Genomic DNA, 25539 nt, shown 5'->3' with positions numbered 1-25539 from the left:
GATGACGACGAAACCCTCCGCCGAGCCCACCGCCCACACCTCGCACGGCATCCTGCGCGGAACCCGTACGGACGACGGCACAGCGGCACTGTTCGCAGGCATCCCGTTCGCCGCCCCGCCCATCGGCCCGCTCCGCCTGCGCCCGCCCCAACTCCCCACCCCCTGGGAGGGCGTACGCGAGGCGACCGAGTTCCCCGCGGGCCCCGCACAGCGAGGAGCGGACGGCCCCGGCGGCTGGGAAACCTCCGAGGACTGCCTCTACCTGAACGTATGGACGCCCGAACTCCAGGGCAGACGCCCGGTGTTGGTGTGGATCTACGGCGGTGGCTTCGAACTCGGCACGGCCTCCCCGCCGACGACGGACGGCGCCGCCCTCTCCCGCCTGACCGGCGCGGTGGTGGTGGCCCCCAACTACCGCGTGGGCGCGCTGGGTTGGCTGCACCCGGCAGGCCCGGACGCGGACGAATGGGCGGACAGCGCCAACCTGGGCCTCCAGGACCAGACGGCCGCACTGCACTGGATCCACGACAACATCGCCGCGTTCGGCGGCGACCCGGCCAACATCGCCATCGCCGGCCACTCGGCGGGCGCCTTCTCCATCGGCGCCCTGCTGGCCCACCCCGCCGCCCGGGGCACCTTCCACAAGGCGATCCTCCACAGCGGCAGCATCGGCCGCCTCTACCCACCAGACATCTCCGCCGCCATCACGGAAGACCTCATGAAGCAGGTCGGCGCCAACACGATGAGCGAGCTACAAGCCACCCCCCTGACCCGCGTCATCGAGGCCCAACACGCGGTGATCGACCAGGACTTCGGCGCCCGCAACCTCCCCGGCGGCCGAGCCTGGGGCCTGGTCCACGACGGAACGGTCATCACCGAGGACCCGGCGGCGTCCATCGCGGCGGGCGCGGCCACCGGCATCCCCCTCCTCATCGGCGCCAACCGGGACGAGTTCCGCACCTTCCAGTACCTGTACGCCAGCGAGCACTACCAACACCCCGCGGACGAGAGGTCTTTGCTGGCCGAGATGGAACTGGCGGGGGTACAACACCCGCGAGACCTGCTGGAGGCGTACCGCACGCACGAAGCACGGGACGCCCCGAACGCCCAGCCCAACAACCACTCCAACAACCTCTCCGACCTACGAACCCGCTTCCTCTCCGACGCCGTCTACCGCCGCCGGGCAACCCACCTGGCCAACCTCCAGACCAAGGCAGGCGGCCCCGCCCACACCTACCTCTTCGCCGCCGGGCCCCTGGGCCCCCACTACGGCGCCTTCCACGGCTGCGAACGCTTCTACGCCTTCGACCAACTGGCCCTCCTGAACATCGACACCCCGGAACACCGCGCGGCCCGCGACACCCTTGTCGGCGCGTGGACGGCGTTCCTCACGAACGGTGACCCCGGGTGGCCGGCGTACGACCCGGACGATCCCCAGGGCGCCCACACACGGCAGATCGGCGGGGAGAGGGCCTTTGTGGAGGAGCCGCCGGGGTGGGTGTCGGCCTGGTGGAGTCCTGGGGCGTGACGCGCGAGACGCCGGGCGCGGGAGGCGCGGGCGCGGAGGGGACCGGCCCGTTCGAGCCGGGCCAGGTGGGCCGACATCTGCTGTGAGCGGTCGAATGGTTGGGGGACACCGGGTGTGGGACGGGGCGTTCTACCGCGTGCGGCGCGACGGTTACGAGATCGATGACGTCGACATGCGGGTGATCTTCGACAACCGGGAACGGTGGTCGGGGACGATCTACACCCTGGATGTCATCCATCGCGTCATGGACCGCTGGCGAGAGACCGGCGAATGCCTTGGAGGCAGGTTCTTCCACGTCCGGGACGGGCGCGATGTCGGCCCAGAAGACACAACTGCCTGACCCAACCCACCAGCCCGCCCAGAGCGCCTCCTCCCACTCCCGACGCCGACACGCATCTGCCTGTGGACGCGGGCGAAACGCGCTTCACTGGTCTCGTGGAACTCCTCGAACCACCCATCAAATGGCACCAGTTGAATCATGCTCCCAACACGGAGTCATATCAGCGGCATTGCGCTTGGAACGCTCCTTGCGGACGCGAAGCGAGTTGGAGCGTTCATGTGCGGGACAAGGGCGGCGACAGCTGGTGGGCTGTCTGCGAGGAACACCGCGCCTCGTCAACGGTCCTGAACGTCATGCCTCCTGCCATACGTCCGTGAAGAGCTCCGCGGCGAACGACGAAGGGCCCCGCTGCGAACTTGAGTTCTAGTGGTCGTCGCAACACCCCAGTTCAGGGGATGCGATGGACTTCGAGATTCGGGATGGGCGTAAGCCTCAGGGGCCCCGCAGGTTGGTCGCCGAACGAGCCGCATACTTCCAGCTCATGGAGCAGGGTTACCGCCCCCGGGAAGCGGCCCGCATCGTCGGCATCAACCTGCGGACCGGCAAAGTGGCGCAACGGCCACCACTCGCCGGGCAACGGTAAGAAGCCGGTTCCCCCGGCCCTCCCGGTCCCTGGGCAGCAGGCTCATGGCCTGGTGTACGCCGACTGCTGTGCTCTTCTGGGCACGACTGTCAGTACCGTGCCTCAGACTCGTCTGGGAAGACAGGCTGCCGAAGGAGCCACAGTGGAGGTTTGGGTAACCGCTACGTTCGCTTTGATCGGCGTGATCACTGGCGCAATAGTGAGCCCATGGGCAGCGCGCCGGCAGGCGTGGGTCACGGCTCGGCGCGAGGCCCTGGACCGGGCCATCGTGGCCACCAGGAAGGCGAACCTGCGGCGCAACTACTTGCGAGGCGTAGCCAAGGATTGGTTGCTGCCCGTGCAGGTGGGAACCTCACCAGTCGAGCACTGGCCTGCGTTGACGGATGAGCACCTGGCGCTCGCTCACGCAGCACGTGTACAGGTGCCCCTTGACGGTTTCGCGGAGTTCAGGGCTGCCGTTGTGGAGATGCGCGATGCTCTTGCGGTCGTGGAGCCCTATGTTGATGTTGAGTGGAATTGGGAGCAGGAGTGGCTTCCTCGTCCAGAAACGTTCTCTTCATTGCTCAGGCAGTTGAAGCAGGCACGCGACCGTAGTGTCTGGTGGCGTCGACTGCGCCCCTGAGCCCGAGCAATCTCCTTCATAGCTGGTCTTGGCGCTGACCTGGGCGAATGGCGGACGTACGACTTCGACGGGGTCGGTTGTCTTCACCGTGGTTCCCCGCTGTTCCCCGCCTTATCTGGTGCGCCTGTGGTGCGGACGTTCCGTTCCTCGGTTACCCGGTTCGGCTGGTAGCGCTCGGGAAAGTCGGGGTGTTCCTGGTAGGGCAGGGCGAGATCGAGTAGGTCGTCGCAGGGCCAGAGGTCACCGTCGAACTGGCAGTCGTCACGGTCGTCCCAAGGTCGCTCGGAATCACCTTCGGCCGGGCTGAGTGTGTGCCGGTTCAGCACGTGCCGCTTGGCCTCGACTTCGCGCAGCACGCGGGCAGGGTCGTGCAGGGCCACGTGCCGCGCGATCGCGGTGTGGAAGCTGGTGAGATCACCTCGGCCGAAGTCGACTGCGGCCTCGTGCGCGATCCACTCCGCAGAGAATCCGGCCATGTCACAGCGCCGGGCCAGGTCGGCGTCCTCGTCCAGGCGCGCCTTGAGGAACGCCACCAGGTCGTTGGTCATGGCGGCATCCTCAGCCATGAGCCCTGCGCCGGCACCTGTTTCACGCCCGTCGCTCATCTCCGAGTGTTGGACCAACACGCTTTCCAACCTGTCCACGTGGCAGTCCAGAGGTGTTCGTAGGGTTCACCGGGCAGGTCAGAGGGAGCGAGCGTACGGCGACGAACGGTGGTGGCCGTGGGCGCACCGGACAGAGACCAGGTCTTCGCTGATTTCCTCCGATGGGCACACGGGGAACGGACCCGTTGCCCGTCGTCTTACCGCGGGTCGATACCCCATATCTTGATGGGCTCGTACGTTCCATCGTGGAAGTCGAAGACAGTCACTTCGGTGTCGGATATATGGCGGAAGTATCCTCCGTAGCCGGGTTGCGCGACGTGTGGGGCTATCAGGTCCAACAGGCTCCGGAGGTAAAGCATGGAGTCGTCGATCCAGCCGTTCCGCGCGAAAAGCTCCCATTCATACCGCTTTCCGGAGCTCGTGAACTCTTGCACCTCGCGACGGAGGGACACGACGTCTCCACCGGGCATCCGGCGGTTGGCGTAGGCGTCGGGGACGAGAAGTGGGTACAGATAGTCATCTTCGTCATCGAGACCTTCGGGGAACTCTGTATCCATGCCCAAGTGCCACCGCAGGGCGGCCATGACCCATTCGGGGATGTCGTCGCGCAAGTAGCAGGAAAAGACGACCTCGTAGCGCTCACTCATGGACGGCATTGTGTACGGCAGGACTGACACCGACACGAGGTCGTGCTTCCACGCGCCCCTCGATGCGAACTACGGGCAGGGCGGTCGCTGAGGTCTGCTGGGCTCGTCGCAGAGGTGGTAGCGGCTCAGGCAGGTCGCCTGCAGTCGCCGCGGTTGCTGTACTTCTGTGCTGTACGGGGGACGGTTGCTGACCACCGGCCCAGGCGTGCAATCGGCGGCGGAACGAACTGCGCCCCTACCTGCGCGGTTTCCTGAGTAGTCCGATGACACTACGGTGCTGCTTGTGAATTGGGGGACACAGATCAGCACGGCCATCGGCGCCATGCTGGGCATCGGAGCCACCTTGCTCGTCGACCGCGTGCGATACCGCCGTGAACAAGCGAGCCGCGTTCAGGATGCGAGACGAGATCTCTACACCAGGTACCTCACGGCCCTGACCGAGAGTTCGTCCTCTTTGCGCCTGATCATCCTGAGGGAGACGGATCCAGCTGTTCGCTACCAGGCTGCCTTGGATGCCTTTCGAGACTCCTCGGTGCTCACACGGCGCTATGAGATCAATCTCCAGGCGCCACCGGCAGTTAGGGAGAAGTCGGACCGCGCGTACCGACTGCTGCGACGGTGGAGAGACCTGCTTGAGACGAGGCCAGATCTCTCCCTGACATCAGCTGAGTACCTCGAAGGTCTTGAGCAGTTCCACGAAGCTCGCAAGAACCTCCAAGCCGCAATGCGCGAAAACCTCTGACGCAAGGCTCAGCTGGCTCGATGTCGGCGAATTCTCAACGGCCGGGGCAAGCCAGCAGGACGTCGCCCATCGGTTGCGGACGGCACCCCCGCACTGAGGTCAGGTTTTGAGGTCTCGCCTCATCCTTTCGGCCCGGTCCACAACCGCCGCACCGACGGCCGCCCCTGCCGCTGCGGCACCCACCACGACCAGGACGACGAGCGACTCGGCACCCCACTCAACCCCGACACCTACGACTACGAAGCTGCCGTGCTCTGGAACGCGCACGCCGGTCCCCTCTGGCGCCGCTTCTCCACCTACTTGCGCCGGGAAGTCGCCAAGCGCGCAGGCCTCTCCCAACGCCGCTTCCGCCACCACGCCCGCGTGTCCTTCGCCAAGGTCGCCGAGTGCCAGAAGCGCGGTGCCGTCCACGTCCACGCCGTCATCCGCATCGACGGCCCCACCGGCGGCGACACCCCACCCCCACCCTGGGCCACCGCCGACCTGCTCACTGACGCGATCCGCACCGCGACCGCCAAGGTCCACGTCGACGGCCCGACCATCGACGACCGCACCCACACCTTCACCTTCGGCCACCAACTCGACGTCCGCACGATCCGATCCGCCGACTTCAACGACGGCCAGGAACTCACCGAACGAGCCGTCGCCGCCTACATCGCCAAGTACGCCACCAAGGGCGCCGAAACCACGACCGGAGCTCTCGACCGCCACCAAATCCCGCCGCTACTCCACCACCCTCGGCGCCATCCGCGACGCCCGAGCCGAATGGCGCCGAGCGCAAGCCCTGGAAACGGCTGCTGCGGGATGCCGGCGTACGGAACGGCCGTCTCCACGACGCTCGCCACACCGCCGCGACCGTGCTCCTGATCCTCGGAGTCCCCGACGTCGTGATCGACTCGATCATGGGCTGGGAGCCCGGGGGAGCGGCCCGGATGCGCGCTCGCTACATACACGTGACGGGGACCATGCTCCGAAAGGTCGCCCAACAAGCCGGCGACGCCCTCTGGCAGTCACCCGGCACCGAAGAAAAAACCAACTGAGACGGAAAGTGGGACGGAGAACGACGAAGGGCCCCACCGCGAACGGTGGGGCCCTTCGACATCGTGCCCGGTGAGGCACTGGCGGAGGATACGAGATTCGAACTCGTGAGGGGTTGCCCCCAACACGCTTTCCAAGCGTGCGCCCTAGGCCACTAGGCGAATCCTCCGGGGCAAACAATACAAGACGTTGAGGAGTGCTCGCGAACTCGTTCCCCCCGCTCAGATCCTGTAGCCTGTGCGGAGCCCCTCACGCGGCGCTATCTGACTGAACTCCCCCAGGGCCGGAAGGCAGCAAGGGTAGGTTGGCTCTGGCGGGTGCGTGGGGGGCGCTTGCGTTCCCGACCGATCCCCACCGATCCCCACCGTTCCCGGCCCGGGGAGCGCCTCCGTGGATCTTGTCGGCGGCCCCCGTTGTCAGTGGGCGCCTATAACCTCGTACGCGTGTCGTCTCTCGCGCTCTACCGCCGCTACCGCCCGGAGTCGTTCGCCGAGGTCATCGGGCAGGAACATGTCACCGACCCGTTGCAGCAGGCGCTGCGGAACAACCGGGTCAATCACGCGTACCTGTTCAGCGGGCCGCGAGGCTGCGGCAAGACCACGAGCGCGCGCATCCTGGCCCGCTGTCTGAACTGCGAGAAGGGCCCCACCCCGACCCCCTGCGGCGAGTGCCTGTCCTGCCGCGACCTCGCGCGCAACGGCCCCGGCTCCATCGACGTCATCGAGATCGACGCCGCGTCGCACGGTGGTGTGGACGACGCCCGTGAGCTGCGCGAGAAGGCGTTCTTCGGGCCCGCGAGCAGCCGTTACAAGATCTACATCATCGACGAGGCCCACATGGTCACGTCAGCCGGCTTCAACGCGCTGCTCAAGGTCGTCGAAGAGCCCCCGGAGCACCTCAAGTTCATCTTCGCGACCACCGAACCCGAGAAGGTCATCGGGACGATCCGGTCGCGCACCCACCACTACCCCTTCCGGCTCGTGCCGCCCAGCACCCTCCGCGAGTATCTGGGGCAGGTCTGCGGGCAGGAGAACATCCCGGTCGAGGACGGCGTCCTGCCCCTCGTCGTGCGCGCCGGCGCCGGTTCCGTGCGTGACTCCATGTCCGTCATGGACCAGTTGCTCGCGGGGGCGAGTACCGACGGTGTGACGTACGCCATGGCGACCTCGCTGCTCGGCTACACCGACGCCTCGCTCCTCGACTCCGTCGTCGAGGCCTTCGCCACCGGTGACGGCGCCGCCGCCTTCGAGGTCGTCGACCGCATCATCGACGGCGGCAACGACCCGCGCCGCTTCGTCGCCGACCTGCTGGAGCGCCTCCGCGACCTGGTGATCCTCGCGGCCGTCCCCGACGCCCTCGACAAGGGCCTCATCGACGCCCCCACCGACGTACTCGAACGTATGCAGGCCCAGGCCGGCACCTTCGGCGCCGCCGAACTCAGCCGCGCCGCCGACCTCGTCAACACCGGCCTGACCGAGATGCGCGGCGCGACCTCCCCCCGCCTCCAGCTGGAGCTGATCTGCGCCCGCGTCATGCTCCCCGCCGCCTACGGCGACGAGCAGTCGGTCATGGCCCGCCTCGACCGCCTGGAGCGCGGCGTCAACTTCGCGGGCGGTGGCGGCGCGCCCGCCATGGCCTACGTCCCCGGACCCGAGGCCCACACCCCTGCCTACGGGGGACCCGCCGCCGCCCCCGTCCCGCCCGGCGGTGGCGCCGCCGCCGCGCGCGCAGCCGTACGAGGTCCGGGGGCGCCCGGTGCCACCCCGGCACCCGTTGCGACCCCGCCCGCGATGCCGGCGGAGCAGCCCCCCGCGCCCGTCGCCTACGCGCAGCCGGCCCCGCCCACCCCGGAACCCCAACAGCCGCAGCCCCAGGCCCAGCCCGCCGCCCCCACCCCCGGCGCCTGGCCCACCGCCACGGCCGCGGGCAGCGGTCGCCGCCCCGGCGGCTGGCCCACGGCGACCCCGGCGGGCGGCGGACAACCCCCGGCTCCCGCCCACAACACCCCCGCACCCACCCCCGTCCAGGCGACCGCGGCCCCCACCCAAGCCGCCGCCCCCCCGCCCGGCAGCCTCGACCCCCGCATGCTCTGGCCGAACATCCTGGAGGTGGTGAAGAACCGCCGCCGCTTCACCTGGATCCTGCTGAGCCAGAACGCGCAGGTCACCGGCTTCGACGGCACGACCCTCCAGATCGGCTTCGTGAACGCCGGCGCGCGGGACAACTTCAACAGCAGCGGCAGCGAGGACGTACTGAAGCAGGCGCTGTCCGAGCAGTTCAACGTCCAGTGGAAGATCGACGCGGTCGTCGACCCGTCCGGCGGCGGCACCCCGCCCCCGCAGCCGGGTGGTTCCTACGGCGGCGGCGGCGGCGCGGCAGCGGGCGGCTACGGCGGTGCGCCGTCCGGCGGCTACGGCACCCCGGCCCCCGCTACGCCCGCCCCCCGCCCGGCGCCCCAGCCCACCCCCGCGCCCGCGAACCCGACGAACCCACCCTCAGCGCAGACCCCCACCCAACCCCCACCCCCGGCCCCTCCCACCCCAACTCCCGCCCCCCGCACGGTTTCCGCCGAGGACGACACCCCCGAGGACGACGACCCCGACCTCGACGAGTCAGCCCTCTCCGGCCACGAACTCATCGTCCGAGAACTGGGAGCCACGGTGATCGAAGAGTTCACCAACGAGTAGCCGCCCCCGGCCTCGCACCCCGCCCACCTCAATGCCCCTAGGGGCACGGGGCTGTGCCGATATGCGCCTCCGCCGTGGTGAGCGCGCCCCCCGGCCTCTTCACCCAGCCTCACCCAACCCCCCAGGGGCGCGGGGCCGTTCCGATATCCGGCCCTGCCGCCCGGGCGCGCCCACCGTCTCCGGTTCACCCCGCCCCACCCCACTCCCTTAGGGACGCGAGGCCGCGTCGACGTACGACCCCGCAGCGCGGGCGCGCTGCCCCCGGCCCTTTTCACCCCGCCCCACCCCCACCCCCTAGGGGCGCGGGGAACTGCGCGCCCAGCCCTAACCCACCCGCACCCCGCACACAACCCAAACCCCCACCCCCAACCCGCCCACAACCCCGCCCCACCCCCACCCCCTAGGGGCGCGGGGAACTGCGCGCCCAGCCCCCACCCACCCGCACTCCGCACACAACCCAAACCCCCACCCCCGACCCGCCCACAACCCCGCCCCACCACCGACCAACCCCCGCCCCGACCCCGGCTCCAACCCCGCCCCACCACCGACCAACCCCCGCCCCGACCCCGGCTCCAACCCCACCCCGCTCCACCCCACCCCACCGTGACCTAGGCTGACCCCGTGAAGGTCCTCGTCATCGGTACCGGCGCCCGCGAACACGCCCTGTGCCATTCCCTGTCCAACGACCCCAACGTCACCGCCCTGCACTGCGCCCCCGGCAACGCAGGCATCGCCGAGGTGGCCGAGCCGCACCAGGTCGACCCCCTCGACGGCGCGGCCGTAGCCGCGCTGGCGACCGAACTCGGTGCCGAGCTCGTCGTGGTCGGCCCGGAGGCACCCCTCGTCGCCGGGGTCGCCGACGCCGTACGCGAGGCGGGCATCCCGGTGTTCGGCCCCTCCGGGGAAGCCGCGCAGCTGGAGGGCTCCAAGGCCTTCGCCAAGGAAGTGATGGCGGCGGCCGGAGTCCCCACCGCCCGCTCCTACGTCTGCACGACCCCGGAAGAGGTCGACGAGGCCCTCGACGCCTTCGGTGCGCCGTACGTCGTGAAGGACGACGGACTGGCCGCAGGCAAGGGCGTCGTCGTCACAGACGACCTCGACGCGGCGAAGGCGCACGCCAACGCCTGCGAGCGGGTCGTCATCGAGGAGTTCCTCGACGGCCCCGAGGTCTCCCTCTTCGCGATCACCGACGGCGTCACCGTCGTCCCGCTCCAGCCCGCGCAGGACTTCAAGCGCGCGCTCGACGGCGACGAGGGCCCGAACACCGGCGGCATGGGCGCGTACTCCCCGCTGCCGTGGGCCGACCCGAAGCTGGTGGACGAGGTCATGCAGACCGTCCTCCAGCCCACCGTCGACGAGATGCGCCGCCGCGGCACCCCCTTCTCCGGCCTCCTCTACGCCGGTCTCGCGATCACCAGTCGCGGCGTCCGGGTCATCGAGTTCAACGCCCGCTTCGGCGACCCGGAGACCCAGGTGGTCCTGGCCCGCCTGAAGACCCCGCTGGCCGGCGTCCTGCTCGCCGCCGCCGACGGCACCCTCGACGACCTGGCCCCCCTGCGCTGGAGCGAGGACGCGGCGGTCACCGTCGTCATCGCCTCGCACAACTACCCCGGCACCCCCCGTACCGGCGACCCGATCACCGGCCTCGACGAGGTGGCCGCCCAGGACGCCCCGCACGCGTACGTGCTGCACGCCGGGACCAAGTACGACGGCGACGACGTCGTCAGCGCGGGCGGCCGCGTCCTCTCCGTCACGGCGACCGGCACGGACCTCACCCAGGCCCGCGAGCGCGCGTACGCGGCCGTGGCCCGCGTCCGCCTCGACGGTTCACAGCACCGCACGGACATCGCGGCGAAGGCGGCGACGGGCGAGTAACCCCAAGCCCTCAAGCGCCCCCGCGCGCCGGTGAACCACCCCGATGCACCACACCGGCGGACCGCACCGGTAAACCCGACAGGCCTCGAATCCGTCTCACGATTCGGGGCCTGATCCTTGCCCTCTGTCATCCACCTTTCCCCTGAGCCATTCCATCGAGTGACCGATGCCCCAACCGGCTGACGGGGACCGGGGCCCCAACTATGGTGCGGCGCAAGCGTTCCGGCACTTGGCCCACCGGCATTGCGATGTCAGTGGCGGGTGCCACAGTGGGGGAGTGAGCAACGCCAGCGGAACGGGACAGCACGGAGGGGGCGAGGTCCGGTCGTGACCGGTATGGGTGTGGGTGTGGAGGCGGGCGCGCAGGCGGCGCGTTCCCGGGCCTTGGCCGTGCTGCGGATCCGCAGCCGGGCGCTGGCCGTCGCACTGCTGCCCGCCGCCGTCGCGGTGATCCTGCTCGCGGGCGGTTCCACCGGCCATCTCGTGGGCCGGGGCTGGGACCTCTCCCGCTGGATCATGGGCGTGGCCGCGGTCGTCGTGCTGCTCGCGGCCGGCGCCATCGCGCTGGTCGTCGCGCGGGCCCGCCCGGCCGTGAGTCCTACGGTCGCGATCGCCGAGGAGTCGGCCCCCGACCTGTACCGCCTGGTGCGCGACCTCGCCGACCGCCTCGACGTCCCCGCGCCGTCCGCGATAGCGCTCACCCCGGACTGCGACAGCTGGCTGGAGGACCGCACCCACCCGGCCCACGGCCCGCCCCCGCAGGAGAACCGTGACGAGATCACCGGCGTACGCGGCCTCACCCCGGGCCGTTCCCGTCGTACGGCCGCCTCGCCCGTCCTCGTCATCGGCTCGCCGTTCCTGTGGTGGATGCGGGTGGGCGAGCTGCGCGCGGTGCTCGCGCCGGTCGTCGCCGGTACGGGACCCTCCGCGCACCCGGACATAGCCGCGGCCCGCCGTTTCGTACGGGGCCTGGACGCGGCGGTGGCCGTGACCTCGGCACCGCGCGGTCCCGTGTTCCGTTCGGTGCTCGCCGGTGTCGGCTGGGTCGCCCGGCTGCTGCTGCGCAGTTGCCGGGGGCACGCGGCCGAGATGGAGCGGGGTGTGGCCGCCGCGGCCGCCGAGCGCGCACAGGCTGTGGACTACGGCCTGCGGATCGTCGCGCAGGAACAGGTGGGCCTGGCGTACGCGGGCTGGGACCGGCTGCTGACCCGGGTCGCGCTGCCCGCGTGGCGGATGGGCCGCTGGCCGTCCCGGCTGGACGCGGGCGTCGTCGCGGCGCTCACGGAGCTGTCCCGCCGCGACCGCCTGGCCGAGGGCTTCGCCTCCCGGCTCGGCGAGCGCCCCGCCTGCGACCTGCTCGAAGAGCCCGGCACGATCGACGAGGCGACCTCGCTCCTCGCCGCCCGCCTCTTCCACGGCGGCCCCGCCGAGACCGGTCCCGACTGGGCGCCGGTGAGCTGGCAGGAGTACCCGGAGGAGGTCGTCGACCGCAAATGGCGCACCGACGCGGCCCGCCTCCACCGCGTCCTGGACACCCTCGGCGTCCGCCGCACCCCCGACCCGACCCCGCCGCACCACGACGCCCCGACCCTGGCCCGCGTGGTGGACCACCTGACGGACCCGACGGCGACGGCACCGGGCGACGACCGGTACGGGGAGGCCGACGGTGCGCCCGATCCGTACGGGCCGGACGCCACCCTCGACGACCCGTCCGAACCCGCCGGAAACGCCCCGTCCGCACCCGCCCAACTGGAAGCCCCGTACCCGGAGTTGGAGCCGGAGCCGCACCCGGAGTTGGAGCCGGAGCCCCACCCGGAACCGGAGCTGGAGCCGCACCCGGAACAGGCCCCCCATCCGCACGCCCACCCGGACCCCGAGCCCTACAAGGCGATGGCCGCCGATGACGACGAAGAGCTCGGCGAAAGCTGCTCCCCGCACAGCGCGGCCCTCGCCGCAGGTCTCACCGCGGAGCTGGCGCGCGAGGAGGCAGCGACCCCGCCGGCCGGCTCGGCCCCGTCCGGGCAGGGCCCCGACACCGGGCTCTGGGACGACACCGCGCTCCCCCTCTTCCCGCTCCAACCACCGCGCACCGGGCGGGAGTTGCTCGCCGATCACGTCACGGCGATGGTGTGCTGCGCCGCGATGGACACCGCCGGCGCGCTGCCCGGCCTGGACTGGCTCGACGGCCCGACGCTGCTCGTCAACGGCGAGAGGGCGGCCGACCTCGCCCCCAGGGTGCTCAGCCTCGTCGAGGACGGCGACCCCGCCCCGCTGCGGGCCTGGCTGATCGACCTCGGCATACGCCCGGAGAAGCCGGTCCGCCTCGTCTGACTCCAGTCACTGCTCTGATCCCGCTCACCCCGATGCCCCTCAGGGGCGCGGGGAACTGCGTGACCAGCCCCCACGGGCGCGCACTCCGCACACAACCCAAGCCCCCCACCCCCTACCCGTATCGGAACCAAGCCCTCCACTTTTGGTCAATTCGCAACGACCAGTGACAGAGTGCGTGCTTAATGTGATGTGCTGGGCCCGATCCCGTACGCCGTCCCGTACGTGGCAAAGGCTTACGGCATACGACAGTTGAACGAAGAGCACCACGGGGGCACGAGGGAGGGGAGCGACCATGGGCTCGGAGCAGATCCGCCGCTGGGAGTCCGGAGCGCTCGCGCACGCCGTCACGGACCCCTTCGGACAGGGCCCCGTCCCCTGGCTCCGGGGCAGCGAGACCTACTTCGACGACACCGGCCACGTGGTCCCCTGGTACGTGGACCCGCCCCCGGCCCAGCCTCCGGCCCACACCCCCGGCAGAAACACCCCCAAGGTCCCCACCCCGCGAGCCTCCGCATCCGGCGGAGCCCCCCGCTCCGCCGACGACGTCCGCCGCCAGATCAAGGGATTCACCTCCGCCGGCGCGGTCGCCCCCGGCGAGGCCCTCGACTTCCATGTCACGGTCGACCCGCCCCAGGAGTTCGCCGTCGACATCTACCGCATCGGCCACTACGGCGGTGACGGCGCAGCCAAGATCACCACCAGCCCCCGCCTCTCGGGCATCGTGCAGCCCCCGCCGCTCACCGCCGACCGCACGGTCTCCTGCCACCACTGGTGGCTGTCCTGGCGCCTGCAGATCCCGACTTACTGGAGCATCGGCGCGTACGTGGCCGTCCTCACCACCGCCGACGGCTACCGCTCCCACATCCCCTTCACGGTCCGCGACAACCACCCCGCCGACCTGCTCCTCCTCCTGCCGGACATCACCTGGCAGGCCTACAACCTCTACCCGGAGGACGGCCACACCGGCGCGAGCCTCTACCACGCCTGGGACGACGACGGCCGCCTCCTCGGCGAGTCCGAGGCCGCGACGACGGTCTCCTTCGACCGCCCGTACGCGGGCGCGGGCCTGCCCCTCCACGTCGGCCACGCCTACGACTTCATCCGCTGGGCCGAGCGCTACGGCTACGACCTCGCCTACGCCGACGCCCGCGACCTGCACTCCGGACGCGTGGACCCCACCCGCTACCGGGGGCTGGTCTTCCCGGGCCACGACGAGTACTGGTCGGCACAGATGCGCCGTACCGTCGAGCACGCCCGCGACCACGGCACGTCCCTCGTCTTCCTCTCCGCCAACACCATGTACTGGCAAGTGGAGTTGGGGCCGTCCCCGTCCGGCGTCCCCGACCGCCTGCTCACCTGCCGCAAGCGCCGGGGCCCGGGCAAACCGGTGCTGTGGCGTGAAGTCGACCGCCCCGAGCAGCAGTTGGTGGGGATCCAGTACGCGGGCCGGGTGCCCGAGCCGTATCCCCTGATCGTGCGCAACGCCGACCACTGGCTGTGGGAGGCGACCGGCGCCGGCGAGGGCGACCCGGTCGAGGGCCTGGTCGCGGGCGAGGCCGACCGGTACTTCCCGCGCACCCAGCTGCCCCCGCACGAGGAGCGCATCCTGCTCGCCCACTCCCCGTACGCGGACGGCGAGGGCGCCCTCCGCCACCAGGAGACGTCCCTGTACCGGGCGCCGTCCGGCTCCCTCGTCTTCGCCTCCGGCACCTTCGCCTGGTCACCGGCCCTGGACCGCCCCGGCCATGTGGACGCCCGGGTCCAGCGCGCCACGGCCAACCTCCTGGACCGCATCTGCAAGCACGACTGAGCCCGTGACCAGCGGTCGGCCAACCCCGCGACCAGAGGCCGACCCCGCATACGGGACAATCGAGCCAGTTGGAGAGACCCACTGGAGGAACCCGTGTCCGGATTCGTAGAAAAGCCCGAGCCGCTCCAGGTTCCGGGCCTGACGCACCTCCACACCGGCAAGGTGCGCGAGCTCTACCAGAACGAGGCGGGCGAGCTCGTGATGGTCGCCAGCGACCGCATGTCCGCGTACGACTGGGTACTGCCGACGGAGATCCCCGACAAGGGCCGGGTCCTCACCCAGCTCTCCCTCTGGTGGTTCGACCAGCTCGCCGACCTGATCCCCAACCACGTCCTCGGCACCGACCTCCCGCCCGGCGCCCCCGCCGACTGGGCGGGCCGCACGCTGATCTGCAAGTCCCTCCAGATGGTCCCGGTCGAGTGCGTGGCCCGCGGCTACCTCACCGGCTCGGGCCTGCTGGAGTACGACGTCTCCCGCACGGTCTGCGGCCTCGCCCTCCCCGAGGGCCTGGTCGACGGCAGCGAGCTCCCGGCCCCGATCTTCACCCCGGCGACGAAGGCGGCCGTAGGGGAGCACGACGAGAACGTGTCGTACGAGGAGGTCGCCCGTCAGGTCGGCGCGGACACCGCCGCGCAGCTGCGCCAGGCGACCCTCGCGGTGTACGGGCGGGCCCGGGACATCGCGCGGGACCGGGGGATCATCCTCGCGGACACGAAGTTCGAGTTCGGCTACGAGGGCGGGACGCTGATCGCGGCCGACGAGGTCCTCACCCCGGACTCGTCCCGCTTCTGGCCGGCCGAGACCTGGGAGCCGGGCCACGCGCAGCCGTCGTACGACAAGCAGTTCGTGCGCGACTGGCTGACCTCGGCCGAGTCGGGCTGGGACCGCAAGAGCGAGCAGCCGCCGCCGGCGCTTCCGCAGCAGGTGGTGGACGCGACCCGCGCGAAGTACATCGAGGCGTACGAGCGCCTCACGGGCCTGAACTGGAGCTAGGCGCACGAAAAGACCCCGGTCCACTGGACCGGGGTCTTCGTCTTGAGCGGACGACCAGGTTCGAACTGGCGACCTCAACCTTGGCAAGGTTGCGCTCTACCAACTGAGCTACGTCCGCGCTGCGCCGTGGCGCGAGAGCAACTATACCCAACCTCGCTCGCGTGCGAGACGCACTGCCGCATGACGGTTCTCGGCCCCGAGTTTCGAGACGGCGGAGGAGAGATAGTTCCGTACGGTCCCCTGCGAGAGCGCGGCCCGTTCGGCGATCTCCGCGACCGGCGCCCCGTCGGCGGCCAGCTCCAGCACCTCGGCCTCGCGGGCGGTCAGCGGCGAGTCCCCGGCGGAGATCGCGTCGGCGGCCAACTCGGGGTCGACGTAACGATTTCCGGCATGCACGGTACGGATGATCTCGGCGAGCCGCTGCGCGCTGACGGTCTTGGGCACGAACCCCCGCACCCCAGCCGCCAGCGCCCTCTTGAGATGTCCGGGCCGACCGTGCCCGGTCACGATCAACACCCGGCACTTGGGCAGTTCGGCCCGCAACGATGTGGCCACCTTCACACCGTCCGCCCCCGGCATCTGAAGATCCAGCACCGCCACATCCGGCTCATGCGCCCGAGCCATGGCAAGCGCCTCGGGCCCGGTCGCGGCCTCGGCCACCACCACAAGGTCATCCTCCAGCCCGAGCAACGCGGCGAGCGCACCCCGGATGAGGTGCTCGTCATCGGCGAGCAGGAGTCTTACGACGGGGGCGGTCATGGGGTGCTCCTGGTGAGGGCGGGCAGGGGGCGTACGGGGTGAGCAGTCACGAGATGCCCTGGCTCACGCCGGGCGGCGGACGTACGACGAGGGCAGCCATGAGGCGTCATGAGGCGCCCCCGCTCCCACGACTGCCGGCAGGCGTACGGCACGGCCACTCACAAGTCGACCCGCCCCGCTCACACCGGCCAACGACCAGCGGGTGTGCGACGCGCAGCGCGGTCACGAAGCGCCGCCCCCCGCCCCCGTCGCCGAAGGCAGCGGCACCGTAGCCACCACCCGGAACCGGTCCCCGTCCACAGCCCCCGCCTCCAACTCCCCGCCCACCGCCGTCAGCCGCTCCCGCAGCCCGACCAGCCCGGACCCGCCCTTGCCGCCGCCCCCGCCGCCCCCGCCGTCATCACCGGCGCCGACACCGCCGCCGCCCACCGTCTTCGCCCCGTCGTTCTCGACGGTCAGCACGACCCGCCCCCCAGCCACCCGCACCCCCACCACGCACCGCCCCGCATCTCCGTGCCGCAGCACGTTCGTCGTCGCCTCGCGGACCACCCACCCGAGCGCCGACTGCACCTCGACCGGCAGGCCCGCCGCGTCGCCGGTCACCTCGCAGTCGATGCCGGCGGCGGCCAACACGCCCTGGGCGCCTGCCAGTTCGAGCCGGAGGTCGGCCTCGCGGTAGCCCCGTACGACATCGCGGACCTCCCGCTGCGACTCCCGGGCGATCCGCTGGACCTCGATCATCTGCTCCACGGCCTCGGCCCGCCCCCGCCGGGCCAGCTGCACCGCCAGTTCGCTCTTCAACGCGATCACCGACAGGTTGCGGCCCATCACGTCGTGCAGGTCGCGGCCGAACCGGAGCCGTTCCTCGGCGACGGCGAGGCGGGCCCGGGTCTCGCGGGCCTCGTCGAGTTCGTAGACAGCGTCGAGGAGCCAGACGGAGAAGACGGAGGTGAAGGCGAGGCCGCCGCAGGTGACGAGGACGGCGAACGCGGTGCCGAGCGCGGCGGGGGCGGCCACGCCCAGCGGGAGCTGCACGAGCAGGGCGCCGGCCACGCTCCCCGCCACGACCGCGAGGACGTGCCACCGGCCGCGGACCCCCAGCGTGAGCGTGCCGGCGCCGAAACTCAGCACCCCCACGAAGACCGTGCTCGCGGCGGCCGCCACATGCTCCCCGCCGGGGCCCCGCTCCGAGAGGACGACCGAGCCGACGGCGATCACCGCGGTGACCGTGCCGAGCGCCCCCAGCAGCCGTACGGGCTGCTCACGTCTGCCGCGGGTCCAGTCGAGGGCCTGGGAGGCGGTCCGGGAACAGAGCACGGCGTGCACGATCACGACCGCCGGCAGCCAGGCCGCGAGCCCGGTCCCGGCCTGCGCGAAGGCCGGCAGCCCGACGGCCGCGACCTCGACCACCGCGAAGAAGTGGAAGGACCACCGCGTGTACGTCTCGACCTTCCCGGGCGTGCTCTTCCGCCCCCACCAGCCGCCCGTCGCCTGCATCACGTGATCCCCGTACGTCAGCGCCGCGGTTCCCACCGGAACCACCGCCGTACAGCAAACACCGCGAGGACGGTCCAGGCCAGCGCGGTCAGGACGGCGCCGAGGGCGTCGTAGCCGGACAGGTCGCCGTTCCAGCCGCCGCTGATCAGCCGGATCGCGGGGGAGAGGGGGAGGAACTGGCAGACGTCCGCGACCCGGTCGGGCAGGAGCTGGAGCGGGATGATGATCCCGGACCCCATCATGGACGCGAACAGCACCGGCAGCGCGGTCACCTGAGCGCTCTCCGCAGTCCTCGTGACAGTCGCCGTGAGGGCGGCCAGCGCGGCGGCCAGGAAGAGCCCGAACAGCAGCCCTACGACGACGAGTTGGGGCATCGCGGGCGCCCCCGCATCAAGCAGCACCACGCACGCCACCGCCAGCAGCACGGACTGCACGAACCCGACGCACACCGCCGGCAGCCCGGTCCCCGCGAGGATCTCGGCGTCACCCAGCTCCCCGGTCCGCAACCGCTTCAGAACCAGCTCCTCCCGCCGCGAGACGAAGGCACTCACCAGCGACGAGTACACGGCGAACAGCAGCGAGAACCCGATCGCGGCGGTGAGCATCACCGCCCCGACCGTCAGCCCCTCCCCCTTGAGATTCATCTGGTCGACGGCCGGCCGCACGCTGAACGGCAGCGCCAGTGGCACGAGCAGCGCCGTGACCACCGCACTACGGTTCCGCCCCAGCAACGCCAACTCGGCCCGCCCCAGCGCCCGCAGCCGCCCCACCGGAGTGGTCGTCATCGCACTCACACCGCCACCTCCTGCTGCTCGCGCGCGATCCCCAGAAACGCCTCTTCCAGCGAGGCCGACCGCACTTCGAGCCGCCGCAGTTCGATCCCCGCCCGCTCGGCCCACACCAACACCCCGGTGGCCGCCCGCTGCAGCTCATGCGTCTCCAGCCGTACGACCCGACCCGCCACCTCATGCCGGACGACCCCCAGCTCACCGAGCGGCGGCAGGTCCCCCACGAAGTAACCCGAGGGCAGCTCGAACGAGATCCGCGACGGCCGCCCCGCCGTCACCTCGGCCGGCGTTCCGGTGACCGCGATCCGCCCCTCGCTGAGAATCGCGAGCCGGTCGGCGAGCCCTTCCGCCTCCTCCAGGTAGTGCGTGGTCAGCAGAACGGTCGTCCCGCCGTCGCGCAACGCCCGCACCAACTCCCAGGTGTCCCGCCGCCCTTCGGCGTCGAGCCCGGTCGTCGGCTCGTCGAGGAACAGCACCTCGGGCGACCCGAGCAGCGCCAGCGCCAGATCGAGCCGCCGCCGCTCACCCCCGGACAACTGCTTCACCCGTACGTCCGCCCGCCGCGCGAGCCCGACCAGCGCGAGCGCCTCCGCCTCGGGCCGCGCCCCGCTCGTACAGCCCGCCCACATCCGCGCGGTCTCCGCGACGGTCAGCTCGGACGGAAACCCGCCCTCCTGCAACATCACCCCGGTCCGCGGCCGTACGGCGGCCCGCTCGCTGTAGGGATCGTGGCCGAGGACGCGCACCCGGCCGCCGGACGCCGGCGCGAGCCCCTCGAGAAGTTCGACCGTGGACGTCTTGCCCGCGCCGTTGGTGCCCAGGAGCGCGAAGACCTCCCCGCGCCGCACGGAGAAGGTGATCCCCCGCACAGCCTCGAACCCGCCCCCGTACACACGGCGTAGGTCAGTGACCTCAATCACGTGTTCGTGTTCGTTGGTGTCCATGACTTCAGCGTCGCCGCGGCGGGGGCCCGACAGCAGTGCGCGGTGTCATCACTCGGCATGACAAATGTCAGACGGGCGTTGGACATACGAGAAAACCCCGGTCCGATGGACCGGGGTCTTTCGCTGGAGCGGACGACCAGGTTCGAACTGGCGACCTCAACCTTGGCAAGGTTGCGCTCTACCAACTGAGCTACGTCCGCATTGCCTCCGACCGGCTCTCACCGATCGGCGCGAGCACCAGCCTACCCGATCCACAAGAGTGGTCCGAACGGTGATGCCGCAGAGCGGGTGACAGGAATTGCACACTGCGCCTTCCCCCTGGAAGGGGGATGTTCTGCTACTGAACTACACCCGCATGTACTCCGTGAGCTGGGCCTTTCGGCCTCGCCCCTCGGCGTGCTCCGAACTCTAGCTGACCAGGAGGGGTGCAGCGCAAGTCGGTTGCCCCGAGGGGCCGATGACCGGCAGTCGGCTCACGTCCCGCCGCTGTCCTACTGCGCGGCGGCGAACGCCTCGTAGACCTTCTTGGGGATGCGTCCGCGCGCCGGCACGTCCATCTTGTTCGCCTGGGCCCACGCCCGGACGGCCGCCGGGTCGGGGGCGACCTCGGTCTGGCGGTAGGCCTTGCCCGACCTCGACCGCTTGCGACCTGCGTCCACGTAGGGCGCGAGCGCCTTACGCAGTTTCTTGGCATTGGCTTGATTCAGGTCGATCTCGTACGACTTGCCGTCGAGCCCGAAGGCGATCGTTTCCGCCGCTTCCGAGCCGTCGATGTCGTCAAAGAGAGTGACCACGACCTTCTGCGCCACGAATATCGGTCCCTTCGTGCGGCACTCCATGCAGCTCAGCTGTGGTGATGTGCCGAGTGTCGGCTATTTCTAATTCATTTGTACAGTGCCCGGCAATGCATTGTGAAGCCTGACTAAATCTGTCCGCGTGTCCGGGGGCAATAGGTATCCGGCGTTGATCGGGGATCTTTCCCGTAACTTTTCATGAACTCCCCTCTCCGATACCGGATCGTGATCGCGGTCACGTAGCTTCCTACCAATCTACTCGCGTAGAAGTTTTGTGCGGGTAGTCTGAAGCGACCTGCTCAGCACCACACCACCGGGAGTGCCAGTGGCACGCGTCGTAGTCGACGTCATGCTCAAGCCGGAGATCCTCGACCCCCAGGGCCAGGCGGTCCAGCGTGCGCTGCCACGCCTGGGTTTCGAAGGCATCTCCGATGTACGTCAGGGAAAGCGATTCGAACTGGAAGTTGACGGCCCGGTCGACGAGGCCGCGCTCGCCCGCATCCACGATCTTGCGGAATCCTTCCTCGCCAACACGGTGATCGAGGACTTCACCGTCAAGGTGGAAGAAGTGGCGGAGGCGGCCAAGTGACCGCTCGTATTGGCGTCGTCACTTTCCCCGGCAGCCTGGACGACCGCGACACCCAGCGCGCGATCCGTCTCGCCGGCGCCGAGCCGGTAGCCCTCTGGCACAAGGACAAGAACCTCCACCAGGTCGACGCGGTCGTCCTCCCGGGCGGTTTTTCCTACGGCGACTATCTGCGCGCGGGCGCCATCTCCCGTTTCTCGCCGGTGATGGAGACGGTCATCGAGCAGGCGAAGTCGGGACTCCCCGTCCTGGGCATCTGCAACGGCTTCCAGATCCTCACCGAGGCGCACCTCCTCCCCGGCGCGATGCTCGGCAACAACCACCTGCACTTCATCTGCCGTGACCAGAAACTGCGGGTGGAGAACGCGGACACCGCCTGGACCAGCGACTACACGTCCGGCCAGGAGATCCACATCCCGCTGAAGAACATGGACGGCCGCTACGTCGCCGACGAGCACACGCTCGACGAGCTGGAGGCGGAGGGCCGCGTCGTCTTCCGCTACCTGGACGTGAACCCGAACGGTTCCCTGCGGGACATCGCCGGCATCACGAACGCCGCCGGAAACGTCGTAGGCCTCATGCCGCACCCCGAGCACGCGGTCGAGCCGCTCGTCGGGTCCGGCCGCACCGACGGCCTCCCCTTCTTCACCTCGATCCTCAAGAAGCTGGTCAACGCATGAGCCGGACGCCTCTGGACACGGTCGAGCACGCGGCCGAGACCCCCGACGTCGAGCTGCCCTGGGCCGAACTCGGTCTGAAGAAGGACGAGTACGAGCGGGTCGTGGAGATCCTCGGCCGCCGCCCGACCGGCGCCGAGCTCGCCATGTACTCGGTCATGTGGTCCGAGCACTGCAGCTACAAGTCCTCCAAGGTCCACCTCCGCCAGTTCGGCGAGAAGGCCCCGCAGTCGGACGCCCTGCTCGTCGGCATCGGCGAGAACGCGGGCGTCGTGGACGTCGGCCAGGGCTACGCGGTCACCTTCAAGGTCGAGTCGCACAATCACCCGTCGTACGTGGAGCCGTATCAGGGCGCGGCCACGGGCGTAGGCGGCATCGTGCGCGACATCATCGCGATGGGCGCCCGCCCGGTGGCGGTCGTCGACCCCCTGCGCTTCGGCGCGGCCGACCACCCCGACACCAAGCGCGTCCTGCCGGGCGTCGTCGCGGGCATCGGCGGCTACGGCAACTGCCTGGGCCTGCCCAACATCGGCGGCGAGGTCGTCTTCGACGCCTGCTACCAGGGCAACCCGCTGGTCAACGCCGGCGCCATCGGCGTCATGCGGCACGAGGACATCCACCTCGCGAAGGCCTCCGGCGCGGGCAACAAGGTCATCCTCTACGGCGCCCGCACGGGCGGCGACGGCATCGGTGGTGCCTCGATCCTGGCTTCGGAGACCTTCGACGACGCCAAGCCCTCGAAGCGCCCCGCCGTCCAGGTCGGCGACCCCTTCCAGGAGAAGCTCCTCATCGAGTGCACCCTGGAGGCCTTCGCCGAGAAGCTGGTCGTCGGCATCCAGGACCTCGGCGCGGCCGGACTCTCCTGCGCCACAAGCGAGTTGGCGTCGAACGGCTCCGGCGGTATGACGGTGACGCTCGACGACGTCCCCCTCCGCGACTCCACGCTCTCGCCCGAGGAAATCCTCATGAGCGAGTCGCAGGAGCGGATGTGCGCGGTTGTCGAACCGTCGAAGGTCGACCGCTTCCTGGAGATCTGCGAGAAGTGGGACGTCATCGCCACGGTCATCGGTGAGGTGACCGACGGCGACCGCCTGGAGATCTTCTGGCACGGCGGCAAGATCGTGGACGTGGACCCGCGCACGGTCGCGCACGACGGCCCGGTCTACGAGCGCCCGTACGCCCGCCCGTCCTGGCAGGACGCGCTCCAGGCGGACGACGCCAACAAGCTTGCGCGGCCCGGGACTTCGGAGGAACTCAAGTCCCAGGTCCTGGCGCTGGTGTCGTCCCCGAACCAGGCCTCCAAGAAGTGGATCACCTCGCAGTACGACCACTTCGTGCAGGGCAACACGGTGCTGGCGCAGCCCGAGGACTCGGGCATGATCCGCATCGACGAGGAGACCGGCCTCGGGGTCGCCATCGCGACGGACGGCAACGGCCGGTACGCGAAGCTGGACCCGTACGCGGGCGCCCAGTTGGCGCTCTCGGAGGCCTACCGCAACGTGGCGACGACCGGCGCGAAGCCCCTCGCGGTGTCGGACTGCCTGAACTTCGGTTCGCCCGAGGACCCGGCGGTGATGTGGCAGTTCGCGGAGGCGATCCGTGGACTGGCCGACGCCTGCCAGCAGTTGGGCACGCCGGTCACGGGCGGCAACGTCTCCCTGTACAACCAGACGGGCGACGTGGCGATCCACCCGACCCCGGTGGTGGCGGTGCTGGGCGTCATCGACGACGTGGCGCGCCGCACCCCGGTCGCCTTCCAGGAAGAGGGCCAGCTCCTCTACCTGCTCGGCGACACCCGTGAGGAGTTCGGCGGCTCGGCCTGGTCGCAGGTCGTCCACGACCACCTCGGCGGCCTGCCCCCGAAGGTCGACCTGGAGCGCGAACGCCTGCTGGCCGAGATCCTGATCTCCGCGTCCCGCGACGGCATGATCGACTCGGCGCACGACCTGTCCGACGGCGGTCTGATCCAAGCGGTGGTGGAATCGGCCCTGTTGGGCGAGAAGGGCGCGCGCCTGATCGTCCCGGACGGCCTCGACGCGTTCACCTTCCTCTTCTCGGAGTCGGCGGGCCGCGCGGTCGTGGCGATCCCCCGCTCGGAGGAACTCCGCTTCAACGACATGTGCGGAGCAAGGGGCCTCCCGGCCACGCGCATCGGCGTAGTGGACGGCGATTCCGTTGAGATCCAAGGTGAGTTCGCGCTCTCCCTGGAGGAACTGCGCGAGGCGCACGAGGGCACGATCCCGGCGCTGCTGGCGTAACACACAGGTACGGAAAGGGCGTTCGTGGGCCGGTCACGCAGACCGCCCCACGAACGCCTTTCTGTTATGCGCTCTGCTCGTCGTCCTCGTCGTCCCGGGCGAAGAAGCCGATCAGTTCCTGTCCGATGGCCTCGTTGGTGGCCACGGCATCGGCTGCCGCCGTGGCGCTACGGGGGAACAGCGCCGTCTCGTACGAGGTGAGCGCGGCCTCGATGTCGTCGGGGTGGCCGGCGATGGCCAGGCCGAGTTCGGCGGCGTCCTGCATGGCCAGGTTGGCGCCCTCGCCGTCCGGCGGCGAGAGATGAGCGGCGTCACCGAGCAGGGTCGCTCCCGGTACCCGGTCCCAACGGTGCCCGATCGGCAGCGAGTTGAGAGGCCGTACGACCGGAGCGGTGTCGCTGTCGGTGATCAGGGCGGTGATCTCGGGCGCCCACCCCTCGAACTCGGCGGCGATCCGCGCGGTGGCCGCGTCGGCGTCGGTGAAGTCGATGCCGTCGAACCACTCCAGCGGCTTGGCCAGCGTCACATAGGCGTGCAGCGTCTCCCCGCTCTCCCGGTGCGCCGCGATCCACTTCCCCCTCGCTCCCGAGCCCGGCGGGATCACGAACAGCGCGCCGCCGCCGACCGTCCGCGCGGCGACCGGGTGCCGGGTCTCGCTGTCGTACAGGTAGGTCTCGACGAACGACCGGCCGAAGTACTCGGGAACGGCATCGGACAGCAACGGCCGTACGCGCGACCAGGCGCCGTCGGCACCGACGAGCAGGTTCGTGACGAGGGAACCACCGTCCGCGAAGACGACTTCGTGCAGCCCGTCACCAAGGGCACGAACGGCACTGACCTTGTGCCCCCACCGCACGGTGTCGTCCGGCAGCGAGTCGAGGAGGATCTGCCGAAGTTCGCCGCGCTGCACCTCGGGCCGGCCACCCGTACCGTCGTCGGGCTCGTCGAGCAGGACGGTGCCGTCCCGGTCGAGGACCCGGGTGGCCTGGCGGCCCGCCAGGATGATGGCGCGGAACTCGTCCATCAAGTCGGCCTCTTTCAGGGCGAGTTGGCCGTTGTAGTCGTGGATGTCGAGCAGGCCGCCCTGCAGCCGGGCCATCGGTGAGGCCTCGGCCTCGTAGACCGTGGCCGGGATGCCGTGGACGTGCAGGACGCGGGCGAGGGTCAGTCCGCCGAGTCCGGCGCCGATGATCGTGACGTGCGTGGTCATGACGATTCCTTCCGTGTCACGAGCCCGCCGGACGCTCCCCCGGCGGGATCACGACCAAGGCTTCAACGCCGCCCCGACAACTCCCCGACGCGCCACCGACAGCTCCGACAGACGCCCGACACGGAGACGGGGTCCGCTGGAAGCCGGGGGCAAAACTAACCACTGCCATCCCCCCTCACTGGTTAGAAATGACCCCAGCCTCCAGAGGGCGCGGGGCGGACGCGG

At 70.4% G+C, this 25539-nt stretch carries 20 protein-coding genes, 4 tRNA genes, 1 other RNA gene and 1 pseudogene; 14 read left to right on the top strand and 12 right to left on the bottom strand.

Annotated elements, in window-relative coordinates; genetic code table 11:
- Nucleotide 1 precedes the first annotated feature (1 nt).
- The 3 genes from R2B38_RS19060 to R2B38_RS19050 all read left to right on the top strand — a co-directional run bounded on the left by R2B38_RS19060 (nucleotide 2) and on the right by R2B38_RS19050 (nucleotide 3073).
- Nucleotides 2-1528: a carboxylesterase/lipase family protein gene (locus R2B38_RS19060; protein WP_318017308.1), complete on the top strand. Its 1527-nt coding sequence runs from the start codon at nucleotides 2-4 to the stop codon at nucleotides 1526-1528.
- Nucleotides 1529-1622: 94 nt separating this feature from the next.
- Complete coding sequence (locus tag R2B38_RS19055; RefSeq protein ID WP_318017307.1) at nucleotides 1623-1868, top strand: hypothetical protein; 246 nt, start codon at nucleotides 1623-1625, stop codon at nucleotides 1866-1868.
- A 725-nt stretch (nucleotides 1869-2593) separates the two neighbouring features.
- The gene (locus R2B38_RS19050; RefSeq protein ID WP_318017306.1) at nucleotides 2594-3073 is read left to right on the top strand and encodes a hypothetical protein; all 480 of its coding nucleotides are present in this window, start codon (nucleotides 2594-2596) and stop codon (nucleotides 3071-3073) included.
- 83 nt (nucleotides 3074-3156) lie between these two features.
- On the opposite strand, the gene R2B38_RS19045 is transcribed toward R2B38_RS19050, so the two are convergent.
- Entirely contained in the window at nucleotides 3157-3621 is a 465-nt protein-coding gene (locus R2B38_RS19045) for a DUF6221 family protein (RefSeq protein ID WP_318017305.1), read from the bottom strand.
- 254 nt (nucleotides 3622-3875) lie between these two features.
- Complete coding sequence (locus R2B38_RS19040) at nucleotides 3876-4325, bottom strand: hypothetical protein (RefSeq protein WP_318017304.1); 450 nt, start codon at nucleotides 4323-4325, stop codon at nucleotides 3876-3878.
- A gap of 322 nt (nucleotides 4326-4647) precedes the next feature.
- Between R2B38_RS19040 and R2B38_RS19035 the strand changes: the two genes are divergently transcribed.
- Both R2B38_RS19035 and R2B38_RS19030 read left to right on the top strand, forming a co-directional pair.
- Nucleotides 4648-5067, top strand: coding sequence for a hypothetical protein (locus R2B38_RS19035; RefSeq protein ID WP_318017303.1), 420 nt, complete (start codon nucleotides 4648-4650; stop codon nucleotides 5065-5067).
- Between the two features lie 126 nt (nucleotides 5068-5193).
- Nucleotides 5194-5851 (top strand): annotated as a pseudogene (locus R2B38_RS19030) (replication initiator); the annotation flags it as partial.
- A 335-nt stretch (nucleotides 5852-6186) separates the two neighbouring features.
- Here the strand turns inward: R2B38_RS19030 and R2B38_RS19020 are convergent.
- A tRNA-Ser gene (locus R2B38_RS19020) sits at nucleotides 6187-6274 on the bottom strand.
- Between the two features lie 71 nt (nucleotides 6275-6345).
- Here R2B38_RS19020 and ffs point away from each other — a divergent pair.
- The 6 genes from ffs (at nucleotide 6346) to R2B38_RS18990 (ending at nucleotide 15801) form a co-directional block, all read left to right on the top strand.
- Nucleotides 6346-6444: signal recognition particle sRNA small type (gene ffs, locus R2B38_RS19015), an RNA gene on the top strand.
- A 104-nt stretch (nucleotides 6445-6548) separates the two neighbouring features.
- Complete coding sequence (locus R2B38_RS19010; protein ID WP_318017302.1) at nucleotides 6549-8792, top strand: DNA polymerase III subunit gamma and tau; 2244 nt, start codon at nucleotides 6549-6551, stop codon at nucleotides 8790-8792.
- Nucleotides 8793-9413: 621 nt separating this feature from the next.
- Nucleotides 9414-10667 (top strand): phosphoribosylamine--glycine ligase, encoded by a 1254-nt coding sequence (gene purD / locus R2B38_RS19005; RefSeq protein ID WP_318017301.1) that lies wholly within the window; start codon nucleotides 9414-9416, stop codon nucleotides 10665-10667.
- A 336-nt stretch (nucleotides 10668-11003) separates the two neighbouring features.
- The gene (locus tag R2B38_RS19000) at nucleotides 11004-12998 is read left to right on the top strand and encodes a hypothetical protein (protein WP_318021729.1); all 1995 of its coding nucleotides are present in this window, start codon (nucleotides 11004-11006) and stop codon (nucleotides 12996-12998) included.
- Nucleotides 12999-13290: 292 nt separating this feature from the next.
- Nucleotides 13291-14808, top strand: a complete 1518-nt coding sequence (locus R2B38_RS18995) for a N,N-dimethylformamidase beta subunit family domain-containing protein (RefSeq protein WP_318017300.1) — start codon at nucleotides 13291-13293, stop codon at nucleotides 14806-14808.
- 93 nt (nucleotides 14809-14901) lie between these two features.
- Nucleotides 14902-15801: a phosphoribosylaminoimidazolesuccinocarboxamide synthase gene (locus R2B38_RS18990; protein ID WP_318017299.1), complete on the top strand. Its 900-nt coding sequence runs from the start codon at nucleotides 14902-14904 to the stop codon at nucleotides 15799-15801.
- Between the two features lie 45 nt (nucleotides 15802-15846).
- Here R2B38_RS18990 and R2B38_RS18985 read toward each other — a convergent pair.
- The 8 genes from R2B38_RS18985 to R2B38_RS18950 all read right to left on the bottom strand — a co-directional run bounded on the left by R2B38_RS18985 (nucleotide 15847) and on the right by R2B38_RS18950 (nucleotide 20598).
- Nucleotides 15847-15919 (bottom strand) — tRNA-Gly (locus R2B38_RS18985).
- A 23-nt stretch (nucleotides 15920-15942) separates the two neighbouring features.
- Nucleotides 15943-16560, bottom strand: coding sequence for a response regulator transcription factor (locus R2B38_RS18980; protein ID WP_318017298.1), 618 nt, complete (start codon nucleotides 16558-16560; stop codon nucleotides 15943-15945).
- 222 nt (nucleotides 16561-16782) lie between these two features.
- Entirely contained in the window at nucleotides 16783-18093 is a 1311-nt protein-coding gene (locus tag R2B38_RS18975) for a sensor histidine kinase (protein ID WP_411978470.1), read from the bottom strand.
- Nucleotides 18075-18842 carry an ABC transporter permease gene (locus R2B38_RS18970; protein ID WP_411978574.1) on the bottom strand — a complete coding sequence of 256 codons (768 nt, stop codon included), beginning with the start codon at nucleotides 18840-18842 and terminating at the stop codon, nucleotides 18075-18077. The genes R2B38_RS18975 and R2B38_RS18970 overlap by 19 nt, the downstream gene beginning before the upstream one ends.
- A gap of 5 nt (nucleotides 18843-18847) precedes the next feature.
- Nucleotides 18848-19789 (bottom strand): ABC transporter ATP-binding protein, encoded by a 942-nt coding sequence (locus R2B38_RS18965; protein ID WP_318017296.1) that lies wholly within the window; start codon nucleotides 19787-19789, stop codon nucleotides 18848-18850.
- A gap of 124 nt (nucleotides 19790-19913) precedes the next feature.
- Nucleotides 19914-19989, bottom strand: a tRNA-Gly gene (locus R2B38_RS18960).
- An 83-nt stretch (nucleotides 19990-20072) separates the two neighbouring features.
- Nucleotides 20073-20144, bottom strand: a tRNA-Gly gene (locus R2B38_RS18955).
- A gap of 136 nt (nucleotides 20145-20280) precedes the next feature.
- On the bottom strand, nucleotides 20281-20598 hold the full coding sequence (locus tag R2B38_RS18950; RefSeq protein ID WP_019073805.1) for a histone-like nucleoid-structuring protein Lsr2: 318 nt from the start codon (nucleotides 20596-20598) through the stop codon (nucleotides 20281-20283).
- A 310-nt stretch (nucleotides 20599-20908) separates the two neighbouring features.
- Here R2B38_RS18950 and purS point away from each other — a divergent pair, with 310 nt between their 5' ends.
- Genes purS through purL form a run of 3 tightly spaced genes read left to right on the top strand, consistent with a single transcriptional unit; the run spans nucleotide 20909 to nucleotide 24104 of the window.
- Nucleotides 20909-21172 (top strand): phosphoribosylformylglycinamidine synthase subunit PurS, encoded by a 264-nt coding sequence (purS, locus tag R2B38_RS18945; protein ID WP_015659417.1) that lies wholly within the window; start codon nucleotides 20909-20911, stop codon nucleotides 21170-21172.
- Nucleotides 21169-21849 carry a phosphoribosylformylglycinamidine synthase subunit PurQ gene (gene purQ / locus R2B38_RS18940; protein WP_318017295.1) on the top strand — a complete coding sequence of 227 codons (681 nt, stop codon included), beginning with the start codon at nucleotides 21169-21171 and terminating at the stop codon, nucleotides 21847-21849. The genes purS and purQ overlap by 4 nt, the downstream gene beginning before the upstream one ends.
- Nucleotides 21846-24104: a phosphoribosylformylglycinamidine synthase subunit PurL gene (purL, locus tag R2B38_RS18935; RefSeq protein WP_033285113.1), complete on the top strand. Its 2259-nt coding sequence runs from the start codon at nucleotides 21846-21848 to the stop codon at nucleotides 24102-24104. Before purQ ends, purL begins: the two co-directional genes overlap by 4 nt.
- A 64-nt stretch (nucleotides 24105-24168) precedes the next feature.
- Here the strand turns inward: purL and R2B38_RS18930 are convergent, their stop codons facing one another.
- On the bottom strand, nucleotides 24169-25314 hold the full coding sequence (locus tag R2B38_RS18930; RefSeq protein WP_318017294.1) for an NAD(P)/FAD-dependent oxidoreductase: 1146 nt from the start codon (nucleotides 25312-25314) through the stop codon (nucleotides 24169-24171).
- Between the last annotated feature and the right edge of the window lie 225 nt (nucleotides 25315-25539).

This window comes from Streptomyces sp. N50 (assembly GCF_033335955.1).
GTDB lineage: Bacteria > Actinomycetota > Actinomycetes > Streptomycetales > Streptomycetaceae > Streptomyces.
This window is presented reverse-complemented; position numbering and strand designations above follow the sequence as displayed.

Bases quoted from the DNA above. Each gene is read 5' to 3' on its own strand.
- R2B38_RS19035 (WP_318017303.1), top strand. From the start codon at position 4,648: ATGCTGGGCATCGGAGCCACCTTGCTCGTCGACCGCGTGCGATACCGC.
- R2B38_RS19040 (WP_318017304.1), bottom strand. From the start codon at position 4,325: ATGAGTGAGCGCTACGAGGTCGTCTTTTCCTGCTACTTGCGCGACGAC.
- R2B38_RS18970 (WP_411978574.1), bottom strand. From the start codon at position 18,842: ATGACGACCACTCCGGTGGGGCGGCTGCGGGCGCTGGGGCGGGCCGAG.
- R2B38_RS18965 (WP_318017296.1), bottom strand. From the start codon at position 19,789: ATGGACACCAACGAACACGAACACGTGATTGAGGTCACTGACCTACGC.
- R2B38_RS19045 (WP_318017305.1), bottom strand. From the start codon at position 3,621: ATGACCAACGACCTGGTGGCGTTCCTCAAGGCGCGCCTGGACGAGGAC.
- R2B38_RS19055 (WP_318017307.1), top strand. From the start codon at position 1,623: ATGGTTGGGGGACACCGGGTGTGGGACGGGGCGTTCTACCGCGTGCGG.
- R2B38_RS19000 (WP_318021729.1), top strand. From the start codon at position 11,004: ATGGGTGTGGGTGTGGAGGCGGGCGCGCAGGCGGCGCGTTCCCGGGCC.
- R2B38_RS18995 (WP_318017300.1), top strand. From the start codon at position 13,291: ATGGGCTCGGAGCAGATCCGCCGCTGGGAGTCCGGAGCGCTCGCGCAC.
- R2B38_RS19060 (WP_318017308.1), top strand. From the start codon at position 2: ATGACGACGAAACCCTCCGCCGAGCCCACCGCCCACACCTCGCACGGC.
- R2B38_RS18930 (WP_318017294.1), bottom strand. From the start codon at position 25,314: ATGACCACGCACGTCACGATCATCGGCGCCGGACTCGGCGGACTGACC.
- purL (WP_033285113.1), top strand. From the start codon at position 21,846: ATGAGCCGGACGCCTCTGGACACGGTCGAGCACGCGGCCGAGACCCCC.
- R2B38_RS18980 (WP_318017298.1), bottom strand. From the start codon at position 16,560: ATGACCGCCCCCGTCGTAAGACTCCTGCTCGCCGATGACGAGCACCTC.